Source organism: uncultured Methylibium sp. (assembly GCF_902826655.1).
GTDB lineage: Bacteria > Pseudomonadota > Gammaproteobacteria > Burkholderiales > Burkholderiaceae_C > Methylibium.
Genome location: NZ_CADEFR010000003.1, coordinates 111,622 through 125,553 on the forward strand (window position 1 = coordinate 111,622; position 13,932 = coordinate 125,553).

Sequence of the window (13,932 nt, forward strand, 5' to 3'; positions counted from 1 at the left end):
GCGGCGCCGACGCGCTCAGCCCAGGCCCAGCGGCGCCGGCACCAGGCGCACGATGTGGCTGAACAGCGCCGCGTACTCGGCTGCCGGCGCATGCCCCAGCAGCGGATCGTCGTTGCTCGAGAACGCCGCGTCGAGCAGGGCCCAGTCGCCGGCCGTCAGCACCTGCTGCGCCAGCGGCAGCACCTCCTGCTCCTCCAGCCGCATGTGGGCGAGATAGAAGTCGACGTAGGCCTGCGCTGCCTGCTCGAACGCGTCGCGCCGCGGGGTGCCCATCATCTCGAAGGCGATCAGCGCATGCTCCAGTTCGCGCGTCGCGCGCTCGCCCTCGCCGTGCTCGCGGTCCAGGCGATCCAGGACCCGGTGGCCTTGCGCGCTGCGCGCCCGCAGCAGCGGGAACAGCAGCGTCGACTCCTTGGCGTGGTGCAGGCGCTCGGGAAACTCGGTGATGTAGAAGAGCATCGCGCGCAGGGCCCGGAAGTCGGGCGCCGTGCCGTCGCGCCGGTGCTGCGCCAGCAGCAGCGACACGGTGCGCAGCATCGCCGCGAGCGAGGCGTGCTCGTCGCGGATCACCCGCAGGGCAGCATGTTCCATGGGCGAATCCTTCCCTTCCGTCCGCTCACAAGGCCGGGCGCTCGGCCAGCACGCCGGTGCGCAGCAGGTAGCCGACCAGCTTCTCCGAGGCGCGGACGCGGTGCGCGACGGCGGCCGGGTGGCCGATGGCGGCCTGGCGCACCTCGTAGGCGTCCGCGATGCCGGCGTCGCGGTAGGCCGCGGGGTTGTAGTACTCGCCCCAGCAGGCGCGCAGGTAGTCGCCGAGCCAGCGCCGGAACGCCGCCAGCGCGTCGGCGTCCCAGCCCGGCGCGTGGCGCTCGAAGAGCTCGGCCAGGTGCAGCCGCCCGAAGGCGAGGTGACGGGCCTCGTCGATGTGGTGGACCTGGTTGATGCGGCGCGTCAGCGCGTCGACGCGCTCGTCCTGCTCGATGACGACGTTGTAGAAGTCGCCCAGCTCCTCGACCACCATCGCCATGCAGAAGAACACGACCTCCTCCTCGCCGGGCGCGAGCGGCCGCGGCGCGAGCGCCAGCTTCTTGTCCGGGTAGACCTTGCCGACGTAGCGGTGGCAGTACTCCCCGAACATCACCATGTGCTTGTTCTCCTCGTCCAGGAAGTGATGCAGGTAGCCGGTGATCGGGCGGTTGTTGCTGCGCGCGTAGAGGCGATGCGCCAGACCCTGCACCAGCAGCCGCTCGCCGTGCAGGATCAGGCTGAAGACGTTGGCCATCTCGTGCAGGGCGAGCCGGTGGCGGCCGGCCTCGTCGAGCGCGTCCCAGGCCGGCGTGCCGTGGAGCGACACCAGCTCCGGCGACATCGCCCATGCCGCGTCATCCAGGCGCTCGGGCCAGTCGATGGCGCGGTAGACGTCGTAGAACTTCCGGCATGACGCGCGCGACAGTCGATCGGCGATCTCCGAGGCGGTTTCCATGCGACGGGGGGCTCCAGGCAGGGGGCAAGAGACGTCCGATGCTAGGAAGCGACCCTCGCGACAGGGCTGATCTGGATCAAGGCACGAGCGCCCGGGGCTCCTGGCAGCTCATCACGGTCTGCGCGATCGGCGCCTTCGGATCCTGGGCGCTGCGCGAGGTCGAGATCTGTCGAAAGCTCGGCATCGGCTACCACGTGCCCTTCGCGTTCAGCTTCGCGATCCTGGCCTACGTGACGCTGGTCGTGATCCGCCCGGTGCTGATGGGCGCCTGGGGCCACGGCTTCCCCTACGGGATCATGAGTCACCTGGACTGGGTGTCGAACACCGGCTACCAGTACCTGCACTTCCACTACAACCCGGCGCACATGCTGGGGGTGAGCTTCTTCTTCGCGACCTGCTTCGCGCTGTCGCTGCACGGCTCGCTGATCCTGTCGTCGACCAACCCGGCCCCGGGTGAGCCGGTCAAGACGGCCGAGCACGAGAACACCTTCTTCCGCGACGCGATCGGCTACTCGATCGGCACCCTGGGCATCCACCGGCTCGGCCTGTTCCTGGCGCTGTCGGCGGTGTTCTGGAGCGCGGTGTGCATCGTCATCAGCGGGCCGTTCTGGACGCGCGGCTGGCCCGAGTGGTGGGGCTGGTGGCTGAACCTGCCGATCTGGCGCTGACCCGCACCGAACGACGAGGAGACCAACGTGGCCGAATACCAGAACCTCTTCACACGGGTGCAGGTTGCCGCACCCTCCTATGCCGGCGTGCCGCTGGCAGCAGGGTCCAAGAAGCGCGACGGCGTGCCCGCGCACATCCACCTGTTCGGCCGCCTCGGCGACGCGCAGATCGGGCCGATCTACCTGGGCTGGCTGGGGCTGATCTCGATCATCTGCTTCTTCGCGGCCTTCGAGATCATCGGCCTGAACATGCTGGCCTCGGTCAACTGGGACATCGTGCAGTTCGTGCGGCAGCTGCCCTGGCTGGCGCTCGAGCCGCCGCCACCCGAGTACGGCCTGAAGATGCCACCGCTCAACCAGGGCGGCTGGTGGCTGATGGCGGGCTTCTTCCTCACCGCGTCGATCCTGCTCTGGTGGGCGCGCATGTACCGCCGGGCCCGCGCGCTGGGCATGGGCACGCACGTGGCGTGGGCCTTCGCCGCGGCGATCTGGCTGTACCTGGTGCTGGGCTTCTTCCGCCCGATCCTGATGGGCAGCTGGGGCGAGGCGGTGCCGTTCGGCATCTTCCCCCACCTCGACTGGACCGCGGCCTTCTCGATCCGCTACGGCAACCTGTTCTACAACCCCTTCCACATGCTCAGCATCGCCTTCCTGTACGGGTCGGCGCTGCTGTTCGCGATGCACGGGGCGACCATCCTCGCGGTCAGCCGCTTCGGCGGCGAGCGCGAGATCGAGCAGATCACCGACCGCGGCACCGCCAGCGAACGCGCCGCGCTGTTCTGGCGCTGGACCATGGGCTTCAACGCGACGATGGAATCGGTCCACCGCTGGGCCTGGTGGTTCGCGGTGCTGTGCCCGCTCACCGGCGGCATCGGCATCCTGCTGACCGGCACGGTGGTCGACAACTGGTTCCTCTGGGCCGTCAAGCACGGCGTGGCGCCGGGCTATCCGGCGGTGTTTCCGGCGGTCACCGACCCCGCCCTGCTGGGAGTCAAGCCATGAGCAAGCGCCTCGACAAGGGCCACGTCATCGTGCGGACGACACCGTGGCTCTTCCTGGCAGCCGCCGCGCTGCTGCTGTCCGGGTGCGAGCGGCCCCCGGTGGACACGGTGCAGCGCGGCTACCGCGGCACCGGCATGGAGCAGGTCTACAACCCGCGCATCGTCGCGACCCAGGCGGCGCTGAACACGTCGCCGGCCGCGCTGCCGGCAGCACCCGCGGACGGCCCCAAGGCCAAGGACACCTTCAAGAACGTGCAGGTCCTCGGCGACCAGAGCGTGGCCGAGTTCACCCGCACCATGACGGCGATCACGGCCTGGGTCGCACCGAAGCAGGGCTGCGTCTACTGCCACGCCGCCGGCGAGGACCTGTCGTCGGACAAGCTCTACACCAAGGTCGTCGCCCGCAAGGTGCTGCAGATGACGCAGCACATCAACGCCGACTGGAAGAACCACACGTCGCCGAGACCGGCGTCACCTGCTACACCTGCCACCGTGGTCAACCGGTGCCGGCCGAGGTGTGGTTCACGAGTGCGCCGCAGAAGCAGGCGACGGCCCTGGTCGGCGATCGCGCCGGCCAGAACGTCGCGGCGGGCTCGGTGGCCTGGGCCTCGCTGCCCGAGGACCCGTTCACGCCCTTCCTGGCCAGCGGCAACGAGATCCGCGTCATCGGAACCACGGCGCTGCCGTCCGGCAACCGCCAATCGACCAAGCAGGCCGAGTGGACCTACGGACTGATGATGCACATGTCGCAGTCGCTGGGCGTGAACTGCACCTACTGCCACAACAGCCGTTCGTTCGCGCAGTGGGACGCCAGCACGCCGCAGCGCACCACGGCCTGGTACGGCATCCGCATGGCGCGCGATCTGAACAAGGCCTACATGCAGCCGCTGACCTCGGTCTTTCCGGCGTCTCGCAACGGGCCGACCGGCGATGTCGCCAAGGTCAACTGCGCGACCTGCCACCAGGGGGCCTACAAGCCGCTCTACGGCACCAGCCTGCTGAAGGCGCACCCCGAGCTGAGCGGCGTCAAGGTGGCGGTGACGGCACCGGCCGCTGCCGCAGAACCGGCTGCCGCCCCCGCGTCGGTCGACAGCGCGACGGTATTCTTCGCGGTCGGCTCGTCGGCGCTGACGGACGACGGCAGCAAGAGCCTCGCGGCGCTGGCCGAGTCCCTGAAGGCCAACGCGTCGGCCAAGGCGGTGATCTCCGGCTACCACTCGGCCTCGGGCAGCCTGAGCCAGAACCAGGAGCTCGCGAAGCAGCGCGCCTTCGCCGTGCGCGATGCGCTGAAGGCGGCCGGCATCGGCGCCGACCGCGTCGTGCTGGAGAAGCCGCAGTCGGCCGAAGCCAACCTGTCGGGCGAGGATCCGAAGGCGCGGCGCGTCGAGGTGGCGCTGAAGTAGCGTCCGAGTGGCGGCCGGCCCCGCAGCGGCGGGGCCGCTGCCTATGATGGGGGCTCCCCAACGCGACGGAGCGCCGTGTGAGCGAGCCCCTGGCCGAGCGCCTGAAGTCCGAGACCCACGAGCTGCACCGCGCCGCCGAGCGCAGCGCCTTCATGAGCGCGCTGCTGAGCGGCCGCCTGGAGCGCGGCGCGTATGCGCTGATGCTGCGCAGCCTGCACGAGATCTACGCGGCCCTCGAGGCCGGGCTGGACGCGCACCCGGGCCATCCGCAGCTCGCGCGCGTCTGGTGCCCGGCGCTGGCACGACGCGCGGCGCTGGAGCGCGACCTGTGCGGCCTGGCCGGCAAGGCGTGGGCGACCGAGCTCGACGCGCAGCCGGCGGCGCAGCAGCATGCCCGCCACCTGCGGCAGCTGGCCCGCGAGACGCCGGCCGCGTTGCTGGGCCACGCCTACGTGCGCTACCTCGGGGACCTGAGCGGCGGCCAGCTGCTCGCGCCCATCGTCGAGCGCAGCCTGCAGCTGCCGGCTGGCGACGCGACGCGCTTCTACGACTTCGGAGGTGTCTCGCTGGCCGCGCAGCGTGGCCGGGACTTCCGCGACGGCCTCGCGGCGATCGACGATCGCGGTCGCCTGGCCGACATGCTGGTGGCCGAGGCACGGCTCGCCTTCGGCCTGCATCTGCGCCTGTTCGACGAGCTCGCGCTCGCCGCCGATCTGGCGCGGCCTCAGCCTTCCGACGCCAGCCCGCGCAGTCGCGCGTAGAGCGCCGCGGCGCGCTCGGTCGAGGCCTCCAGTTCCTCGAGCAGCGGCGCCACGCCCGGCAAGGCATTGCCGTCGGCGATGTCCATCGCCGCCAGGCTCGCGTTGGCGAGGATCGCGTTCATCAGTCCATCGGCCTGCGTCTCGCCGCGGCCGGCCGGCTGGCGCAGGCCGGTGCGCGACAGCGACTGCTCGAGATGCTGGCGCGCGGCAGCCGTGCGGCGGCTTTCACGCAGATCGTCGAGGATCAGGAAGTAGCCCAGCACCGAGCCGTCGCGCGCCGGAACGACCTCGGCGCGCAGGCCGACCGGCAGCGTGTCGCTGCCGCGCGCCAGGCTCAGCTCGCCGCGCCAGGGCTGCCGCTCCTGGCTCAGCTGGTCCACGGCCTTGCGCAGCAGCGCGGGCTGCGTGCACAGGGCGGCCAGGTCGTCGAGCGACGCGCTGCCGCTGCTCACGCCGGTCAGGTCGCGGAAGGCGTCGTTGACGAACAGCAGGTGCTGCGTCGCGTCGGCGATCGCGATCGGCTCCTTGGAGTGCGCGACGGTGGCGCGGATGCCGGCGAGCTGGTGCTCGGCGATCAGCAGGCGCACCGCGTTGACCTGCACCACGATGTCGATCAGCGCCTCGCCGAAGGCCCGCGCGAGCGCCTGTTCGCCCGTCGACCAGGGCAGGGCGGTGCCGCGCACGATCTCGGACCAGGCGGCGAAGGACCGCCGCGGCGACAGCTCCAGCGGGTCGTTGCCGACCACCGGCTTGGACGGATCGCCCGCCCAGGTGACGGTCAGCAACTGCGCCTTGCGGAACCAGACCAGGTAATCGGGCCGTGCCGCCGACAGCTTGACGGCCAGCACGCCGCTGGCGGTCGGCGTCAGCGAATCGAGCGCCGGGTTCTCTCGCGCCACCGAAGAGCAGCTGAACAGCCCGTCGAAGGACCGCGTGTCGATCCACTGCAGCAGCGCACGCAGCTCGGGTGTCGACGGCACCTCGCCCGAGGTCAGCAGCTCGCCCTCGTGATACAGCGCGGCGCCGGTCGCATCGAGCGGCTGCAGCAGCGTGCGCGGATTGCGGAACAGCGCCAGCCGCCAGTCGCCCTCGGTCGAGGTGGCCTCGACCAGGCGCTGCTCGAGGCGCCGCACCTGGATGGCGACCTGCGCATGGGCGTAGTTCTCGATCGCCGTGATGCGCGTCGAGATCACCTCGGCCAGCATGTCGGCCGCCGCGCGCACCGCAAAGCGCAGATTGCGCGGGCTGTAGTGGTGGCAGGCGATCAGACCCCAGAGCTTGCCTTCACGCACCAGCGACACCACCAGCGTCGCCGTCACGCCCATGTTCTTCAGGTACTGCAGATGCAGCGGCGACATGCTGCGCAGCTGGCACAGCGACATGTCGAGGTCTTCGTCGCTGCCGCGCAGGCGCTGCGGCAGCAGGGGGGCGGCCTCGTAGTGCACGTCGGCCAGCACGCGCACGCGGTTGCGCAGGTAGAGCTCGCGGGCGCGCTGCGGGATGTCGGAGGCCGGGTAGTGATGATCCAGCAGCGACTCCAGGCGCGGATCGCGCGCCTCGGCGATGATCTTGCCGTGGCCGTCGGGGTCGAACTTGTAGACCATCACGCGGTCGTAGCCGACCAGGTCGCGGAAGCAGCGCACCACCGAGTCGGCCAGCGTGCCGATGGTCGATGCATTGCTGAAGCGTTCGACGGCGGCGCCGAGCTGCTCGACCAGCCGGTCGTGGGGCAGGTCGACCGTCGGCAGGCTCGATGCCGTCGGCTCGATCTCGACGAGCAGCAGGCCGCGCGGCTCGCGGTGCAGGCAGCCCTCCCGGTCCGTCGCGCGGCCGTGGACGGCGATGCGACAGCGCAGCGGCGCCGGCTCCGACAGGTCGGCCGACGCGAGCTGGCGGCGTACCTGCGACTCGATGTCGCCGCCGAGCTCGGCCAGCTTCTGGCCCAGCAGCACCTCGGCCGGCACGCCCGCCAGCGCCTCGAGGTTGGCGCTCAGCTGCACGATGCGCAGCTCGGGCTCGCGCAAGGCCAGCAGCAGGCCGTGCGGCTGCACCGACCCGGCCAGGTGGATGAGCTCGCGCTCGCAGTTGCTCAGGTCGGCCTGGCCGAAGGGCGGGCTGGTCAGCGCGCTCACGGCCGGCTCAGGTTGCATCGCCCGTCCCGGGTCCGCGCCGGCGCTTCAGCGTGCGCGCGGTGATGCCCAGCAAGGCGGCCGCGGCCGCGACGTCGCCGCCGACGCGCTGCAGCGCCGCGTCGATCAGCTGCCGTTGCGCCCGTGCGTTGGCGTCGCGCAGCAGCGTGCCCAGGTCGGCCGTGCCCAGGCGCGCCGCGAGCGGCGTCAGCACGACGCTCTCGGGCTGCGGCTCGTCCGTGGCCCGGTCGACGAGCTTGAGCATCAGGCCCACGCACTCCTGGTCGCCTTCGGTCAGCAGGGCCGCCGACACATCGACGCGGGCGGCCGGCGCGCCGGCCGCCCGCAGCACCAGGCCGGCGCGATGCGCCAGGCCGTGGCGGCGGACCGCGGTCAGCAGCGATTCGATCTCGGCGGGCGCCAGGCCGGCACGCTCGCCGAGCTGCCGGCCCTTGAGCGCGCCCTCGTCGCCGGCGCGCAGCAAGTCGACGAAGGCCGGATTGGCGGCGAGGATGCGACCGCTCGAGTCGGTGACCACCACGCCCTCGTGCGCGCCGTCGACCAGCCGCGCCAGCGATCGACCGAGATCGAGCGGGCTGGCGGCCGCCCCTTCGGCCTGGCGCACGCGCACCAGCAGGTGCATCGCGCCGGCGCCGCGGAAGGGCGTGGCCGCGACGCTGGCACTGCCCACCTTGCCGGCCAGCCGCACGCGGATCTCGGCGGCGCGGCCGCCGGTACGCGCGGTCGTCAGCAACTCCTCGACCGCGCCGCGCGAGTGATGCTCGAAGCCGGCCACCACGTCGTGCCCGGCCAGCTGATCGAGGCTCAGGTCGAACATCCGCGAGGCCGCCTCGTTGGCCTCGAGGATGCGCAGGCTGCCGGCGTCGACGATCATCACCGCGTCGGTCGCCACCTGGAACAGCAGCCGGTAGCGCGACTCGGCCTGGCGTGCCGACCAGTAGCCGCGTTCCATCTCGCGCTGCGCATCGACGAAGCGCTGCTGGATCGCCGCGATCGCACGCAGGTCGCGGCCGGCCGCCAGCACCGGGCCGTGCTCGCCGAGCCGCACCGCGGCGTAGGCGACCGGGATGTGGTCGCCGCTGGATGACGGGTGGTTGACCTCGCGCCGGCGCGCCAGCCCGGTCGACGTGACATCGGCCAGCAGGCGCTCGATCTTGCCGCGGGTGTCGGCCGTCACCGTGTCGACCCAGGGCCGGCCGACCCAGTCCCGCACCGCGGCCGACAGCGGCGCGGCGTGGCCCTGCGCGACGTTGCGGACCACGCCGTCGGCATCGATCACCAGCGCGATGTCGCTGTCCAGCGACACGAAGGTCTGCGCCAGCTCGCGCGCCCACGGCGACAGGGCGGCGAGATCGGGGGCGTCATCCGGCACGTGGCTCGCGTGGCTCCTTCGGGGGGCGTGGCCGAGCCCGGCCGCGCATCCCTGCCAGTTTAGGCGGGGGTCGGGGCCGGGGTGCCTAGGGGATGCGCGGGTCGGCGGACCGCAGCGTCGGCGTCATCAAGCCGTCATCGGCTCGCCCCGAACATCGAAAACTCCCCAACTCGACCGCATCGGACCTCATGGACCGGCAGCCTGCCCCGAGCGTCGACCACGACGAACTCGTCCGACGCATCGAGAACGACCTGATCGACGGCTACGACGAGGAGTTCGAGCTGGAGTTCGACGACCGCCAGCTCGAGGCGCTTGAACCCGGCGCCGGCGGCGACGAGGCGACGCGCCAGGTCGAACGGCGCCGCTACTTCCGTGAGCTCTTCCGCCTGCAGGGCGAACTGGTCAAGCTGCAGGACTGGGTCGCGGCGACCCGGCAGAAGGTCGTGATCGTGTTCGAGGGCCGCGACTCGGCCGGCAAGGGCGGGGCCATCAAGCGCATCACGCAGCGGCTCAACCCGCGCGTCTGCCGCGTCGTCGCGCTGCCGGCGCCCAACGACCGCGAACGCACGCAGTGGTACTTCCAGCGCTACGTGCAGCACCTGCCGGCCGGCGGCGAGATCGTGCTGTTCGACCGCAGCTGGTACAACCGCGCCGGCGTCGAGCGCGTGATGGGCTTCTGCAGCGAAGACGAGGTCGAGGAGTTCTTCCGCTCGGTGCCGGAGTTCGAGCGCATGCTGGTGCGATCCGGCATCCGGCTGATCAAGTACTGGTTCTCGATCACCGACGAGGAACAGCACCTGCGCTTCCTCGGCCGCATCCACGACCCGCTCAAGCAGTGGAAGCTGAGCCCGATGGACCTGGAGAGCCGCGTGCGCTGGGAGGCCTACACCAAGGCCAAGGAAGCGATGCTCGAGCACACCCACATCCCCGAGGCGCCGTGGTGGCTGGTGCACGCGGTGGACAAGAAGCGCGCGCGCCTGAACTGCATCGCGCACCTGCTGTCGCAGATGCCCTACGAGGCCGTGCCCAAGCCCCTGGTCGAGCTGCCGCCGCGCGTGCGCAACCCCGACTACACGCGCCAGCCGGTGCCGGCCGAGATGGTCGTGCCCGAGGTCTACTGAGAGCTGCGAACTTGCGGCGACCATTGCGGTCGAACCCGGCATGCGACGAGGAATCCCTGGCCGGCTTGCGATCGGACTCCTGATGTCGACAGCGATGGCGGGTGCGCCGGCCGGCGAAGATCCCCTGCGTTCTGCCGACTGCGAGCGCGCGCTCGAAGCCCTTCGAGTCGAAGAGGGCCGTGCCGCGTCCGCGGCGACGTCGGCCCCTGATGCGCGCATGGTGGCGCGACGTCGCGATGCGGCACGGGCTTGTCTCGGAGCCGCGCCGGAGTCGCCGCCACCGCGGCCGCGCCTGCGTGCGCCGATCAGCGTGGAGTCACCCGCCGCAAGGATCACCGGCGCGCCGCGACCGGTGCCCGCGCCGTCGGCCATCGCGCCGCCGCCGTCGCCGCTCGTCGTGACCGGCTGCGATGCGACCGGCTGCTGGGCCAGCGACGGCTCGCGATTGCAGCGCCTGGGCCCCGACCTGGTCGGCCCGCGCGGCACCTGCACGGTGCAGGGCGCGGTGCTCGCCTGCCCGCCGCCGCGCTGAGCGTCGTCGCCCATGTGACAGCGTGCATGAAGCGCTGAAGTTTGCAGCAGTGAGAGCGATGACGAGGCCGGGCGCGCATCGGCGTGTGCTCTGCACCGCATGTCCACAGCCTTGTCCACAGAATGTGGGGACAGCCTCCGGCAGACGCTGTCGAAATCGATCCGCGTAACGCTTGTTCAGCCCTCGCCCGTGCCTGTAGAGTCGACTCACAAGCGGTAGCGGGGTGCGGCATGGCGACGAGCAACATCGATCCGGTTCAGTCCAGGTTTCGAGCCGTCGAAGAGGCGCGCTACTCCTTCCTCGCCGCGGTCGGCAGCATGAGTCGCGGCGAACGTCCGCCGGATGTCGACCAGCTGCTGCGCCTGGCCAATCGCGTGCTCGAGGTGCACGACCGCTGCCTGCAGCAAGTCGACGAATCACCCGCCGACAACGAAGCCGCTTGACGGCGCGTGCATCCGACCGATGCATGCGATGCCGGTCTTCGGCACGTCCCGTCGCTTGGCCTTGAGTGGCCCGGGGTCTTGTGCAGCCGGCGGCGCAGGAACTCGCCGACCTGTCGAGACTCCGACCGCTGGAACTTCCGGGCCGCCGTCCGATGTCGCAAGCCTTCGTCCTTCTTGCTGCGCTCCTGCTCGCGATCGCCGCCGCGCCGGCCCTTGGCGCGCCGGTGAAGACAGCGCACGTCACCGCCGAGCTGGTGACCGAGCACGCCGCCGTGAAGCCCGGCCAGCCGCTGCAGATCGGCCTGAAGCTCCAGCACATCCCGCACTGGCACACCTACTGGCGCAACCCGGGTGACTCCGGCCTGCCGACCACGCTGAAGTGGACGCTGCCGGCCGGCAGCAGCACCACCGCGATCGACTGGCCCGCGCCGCAGCGCCTGCCCATCGGCCCGCTGGTCAACTACGGTTATGAAGGCGAGGTGCTGCTGCCGCTGAGCTACACGCCGCCCGCCGATGCGAAACCGGGCGAGACGCTGACGCTGAAGGCGCGCGCCGACTGGCTGGTCTGCAGCGACGTCTGCATTCCCGAGCATGCCGACCTCGAGCTGCAGCTGCCGGTCGCCGCGGCCGGCACGCCGGCCACGCCCGGCGCCGCACGCGCGCTGTTCGAGCGCCACGTTGTCGAGCGACCGCTCCCCGTGCCGGGCTGGACCGCCCGGCTGCAGCAGGCCGGCCGCGAGCTGCTGCTCGAGCTGGAGCCGGCCGGCGATGCCGCGGCTTCGGCGGCCCGCCCGCCCTTGCACTTCTTCCCGCATGCCGAGCAGACCCTCGAGCCGGCCCGCCACGAGGTCCTTCGCACCGCGCGCGGCTACGCGATCCGGCTCGCGCTGCTGGACGGCGCGTCGCTGCCGTCGCGCTTCGACGGCGTGCTGGTGTCGCAGGGCGGCGCCTATGCGCCGCCGCCCTGGGGCGGCACGCGGCGCGCGGTCGAGGTCGCGGCGACCGTGCAGCCGGTGGCCGCCATCGCGCTGCCGGCCGGGGCCGTGCTGCTGGCAATGCCCACGACGACCGCGCCGGCCAGCCTGGGCGGCAGCGCCGACCTCGGCCTGTGGACGGCGCTCGCGCTGGCTTTCTTCGGCGGGGCTCTGCTGAACCTGATGCCCTGCGTGTTTCCGGTGCTGTCGATCAAGCTGCTGGGCCTGGCGCAGCAGTCTCGCGACCGGTCCTCGCTGCGCGTGCACGCGCTGGCCTATGGCGCGGGCGTGCTGCTGAGCTTCATCGCGCTGGCCGCCGCGCTGCTGGCGCTGCGTGCGGCCGGCAGCGCGATCGGCTGGGGCTTCCAGCTGCAGGAGCCGGGCGTCGTCTTCGTCCTGGCCCTGGTGTTCTTCGCGCTCGGGCTCAACCTGATGGGCGCCTTCGAGGTCGGCAACCTGCTGCCGCAACGCCTGGCCGGTTGGCGCGCCGAGCGGCCTGCGGCCGATGCCTTCGGGTCCGGCGTGCTGGCGGTGGCGGCGGCCAGTCCCTGCACCGCGCCCTTCATGGGTGCCGCGCTGGGCTATGCGGTGACGCAGTCGCCGCTGCTCGCGCTGGGCGTGTTCGCCGCGCTCGGCCTGGGCATGGCCTTGCCCTACGCGCTGCTCGTGCTGATGCCGGGCTGGCGCGACCGGCTGCCGCGGCCGGGCGTATGGATGCTGCAGCTCAAGCAGTTCCTCGCCTTCCCGATGTTCGCCACCGTGGTCTGGCTGGTGTGGGTGCTGGGCCAGCAGGCCGGCGTCGACGGCGCGGCCAAGGCGCTGCTCGCGCTGGTGGGCCTGGCCTTCCTGGTGTGGCTGGCGGGCCTGCCGCCGGCGCGCGCGCTGGCCGGCAGGGTGCTGGGCGCGTTGGCGCTCGCCGCATTGCTGGCCTGGACCTGGCCCGGCGCGTCAACGCCGGCGCTCGCGGCGCAAGCCGACGCGCCGCCCATCACGTCGACCGACGCGGCCTGGCAGGTCTACGACGAGGCGGCGATCGCAGGCCATGTCGCGGAGGGCAAGCCGGTCTTCGTCGATTTCACCGCGGCCTGGTGCGTGAGCTGCCAGGTCAACAAGCGCCTGGTCTTGCGCACCGACGCGACGATGCGCGCCTTCGCCGACGCCGGCGTCGTGCTGATGCGCGCCGACTGGACGAACCGCGATGCGCGCATCACCGAGGCGCTGGCCCGGCTGGGCCGCAACGGCGTGCCCGTCTACCTGCTGATCCGCCCCGGCAAGGAGCCGCTGCTGCTGCCGGAGATCCTGACCGGGCGCCTCGTCACCGAGGCGCTCGCGACCCTGTGAGTCCCTGTTCCCTCGTCAACGTCAATCAAGGAGCCGAAGATGCGACGTGAATTCAACAAGCGCCTGATCGTCCTCGCCGCGCTGGCCGCGGCCCTGCCGCTGACGGCCGCCGCACAGACCGCAAGCATCGGGCAGGCAGCGCCGGCCTTCGAGGTCAAGGACGCCAGCGGCAAGCTCGTGAAGCTGGCCGACTTCAAGGGCAAGCACGTCGTGCTGGAGTGGACCAACCCCGGCTGCCCCTTCGTCGTCAAGCACTACGGCGCGCAGAACATGCAGGCGCTGCAGAAGGACGCCGCGGCGAAGAACGTCGTGTGGCTGTCGGTCAGTTCCACCGCGCCGGGCCAGACCGACTACCTGGCGCCGGCGGCGCTGACGGCGAAGTACAAGACCTGGGGCGCCGCGCCCGCCGCGATGCTGATGGACGACAGCGGCAGCATCGGCAAGGCCTACGGTGCCAAGACCACGCCGCACATGTACGTCATCGACCCGGGCGGCAAGCTCGTCTACGCGGGCGGCATCGACGACAAGCGCTCGGCCGACCCCGGCGACATCCCCGGCGCGAAGAACTTCGTCAAGGCTGCACTGGCCGAGTCGCTGGCCGGCAAGCCGGTCAGCACGACGACGGCGGCGCCCTACGGCTGCAGCGTCAAGTACGCGAGCTGAACGAAGCGAAGAAGGACGCC

The 13,932-nt window shown here is 71.6% G+C and carries 13 protein-coding genes and 1 pseudogene; 10 read left to right on the forward strand and 4 right to left on the reverse strand.

The features are described from left to right. Positions 1 to 15 precede the first annotated feature (15 nt). Entirely contained in the window at positions 16 to 591 is a 576-nt protein-coding gene (locus QZV97_RS02670; RefSeq protein WP_295638007.1) for a hemerythrin domain-containing protein, read from the reverse strand. A 25-nt stretch (positions 592 to 616) separates the two neighbouring features. Next, positions 617 to 1,483, reverse strand: a complete 867-nt coding sequence (locus QZV97_RS02675) for a diiron oxygenase (protein ID WP_295638014.1) — start codon at positions 1,481 to 1,483, stop codon at positions 617 to 619. A gap of 38 nt (positions 1,484 to 1,521) precedes the next feature. Here QZV97_RS02675 and pufL point away from each other — a divergent pair, with 38 nt between their 5' ends. The 5 genes and pseudogenes from pufL (at position 1,522) to QZV97_RS02700 (ending at position 5,316) form a co-directional block, all read left to right on the forward strand. Continuing rightward, the gene (pufL, locus tag QZV97_RS02680) at positions 1,522 to 2,151 is read left to right on the forward strand and encodes a photosynthetic reaction center subunit L (RefSeq protein ID WP_295638017.1); all 630 of its coding nucleotides are present in this window, start codon (positions 1,522 to 1,524) and stop codon (positions 2,149 to 2,151) included. Between the two features lie 27 nt (positions 2,152 to 2,178). Beyond that, positions 2,179 to 3,153 carry a photosynthetic reaction center subunit M gene (pufM, locus tag QZV97_RS02685; RefSeq protein WP_295638020.1) on the forward strand — a complete coding sequence of 325 codons (975 nt, stop codon included), beginning with the start codon at positions 2,179 to 2,181 and terminating at the stop codon, positions 3,151 to 3,153. 134 nt (positions 3,154 to 3,287) lie between these two features. Continuing rightward, positions 3,288 to 3,539, forward strand: a pseudogene (locus QZV97_RS02690) (photosynthetic reaction center cytochrome c subunit family protein); the annotation flags it as partial. Positions 3,540 to 3,655: 116 nt separating this feature from the next. Further along, positions 3,656 to 4,555, forward strand: a complete 900-nt coding sequence (gene pufC, locus QZV97_RS02695; protein ID WP_295638023.1) for a photosynthetic reaction center cytochrome PufC — start codon at positions 3,656 to 3,658, stop codon at positions 4,553 to 4,555. Between the two features lie 77 nt (positions 4,556 to 4,632). Then, positions 4,633 to 5,316, forward strand: coding sequence for a heme oxygenase (biliverdin-producing) (locus QZV97_RS02700; RefSeq protein WP_295638026.1), 684 nt, complete (start codon positions 4,633 to 4,635; stop codon positions 5,314 to 5,316). Here QZV97_RS02700 and QZV97_RS02705 read toward each other — a convergent pair. Then, a complete protein-coding gene (locus QZV97_RS02705; protein WP_295638029.1) occupies positions 5,280 to 7,448 on the reverse strand; it encodes a GAF domain-containing protein in 2,169 nt (722 codons plus the stop codon). The genes QZV97_RS02700 and QZV97_RS02705 overlap by 37 nt on opposite strands. A gap of 7 nt (positions 7,449 to 7,455) precedes the next feature. Next, on the reverse strand, positions 7,456 to 8,838 hold the full coding sequence (gene ppsR, locus QZV97_RS02710) for a transcriptional regulator PpsR (protein WP_295638033.1): 1,383 nt from the start codon (positions 8,836 to 8,838) through the stop codon (positions 7,456 to 7,458). A gap of 188 nt (positions 8,839 to 9,026) precedes the next feature. Between ppsR and ppk2 the strand changes: the two genes are divergently transcribed. From ppk2 to QZV97_RS02735, 5 genes are all read left to right on the forward strand, one after another. After that, positions 9,027 to 9,959 (forward strand): polyphosphate kinase 2, encoded by a 933-nt coding sequence (ppk2, locus tag QZV97_RS02715; protein WP_295638036.1) that lies wholly within the window; start codon positions 9,027 to 9,029, stop codon positions 9,957 to 9,959. Between the two features lie 310 nt (positions 9,960 to 10,269). Beyond that, positions 10,270 to 10,491, forward strand: coding sequence for a hypothetical protein (locus QZV97_RS02720; protein WP_295638039.1), 222 nt, complete (start codon positions 10,270 to 10,272; stop codon positions 10,489 to 10,491). A 230-nt stretch (positions 10,492 to 10,721) separates the two neighbouring features. After that, positions 10,722 to 10,934, forward strand: coding sequence for a hypothetical protein (locus tag QZV97_RS02725; protein ID WP_295638042.1), 213 nt, complete (start codon positions 10,722 to 10,724; stop codon positions 10,932 to 10,934). 152 nt (positions 10,935 to 11,086) lie between these two features. Further along, the gene (locus QZV97_RS02730; protein WP_295638046.1) at positions 11,087 to 13,249 is read left to right on the forward strand and encodes a protein-disulfide reductase DsbD domain-containing protein; all 2,163 of its coding nucleotides are present in this window, start codon (positions 11,087 to 11,089) and stop codon (positions 13,247 to 13,249) included. A gap of 39 nt (positions 13,250 to 13,288) precedes the next feature. Further along, positions 13,289 to 13,912 (forward strand): thioredoxin family protein, encoded by a 624-nt coding sequence (locus QZV97_RS02735; RefSeq protein WP_295638049.1) that lies wholly within the window; start codon positions 13,289 to 13,291, stop codon positions 13,910 to 13,912. The last annotated feature ends 20 nt before the right edge of the window (positions 13,913 to 13,932 follow it).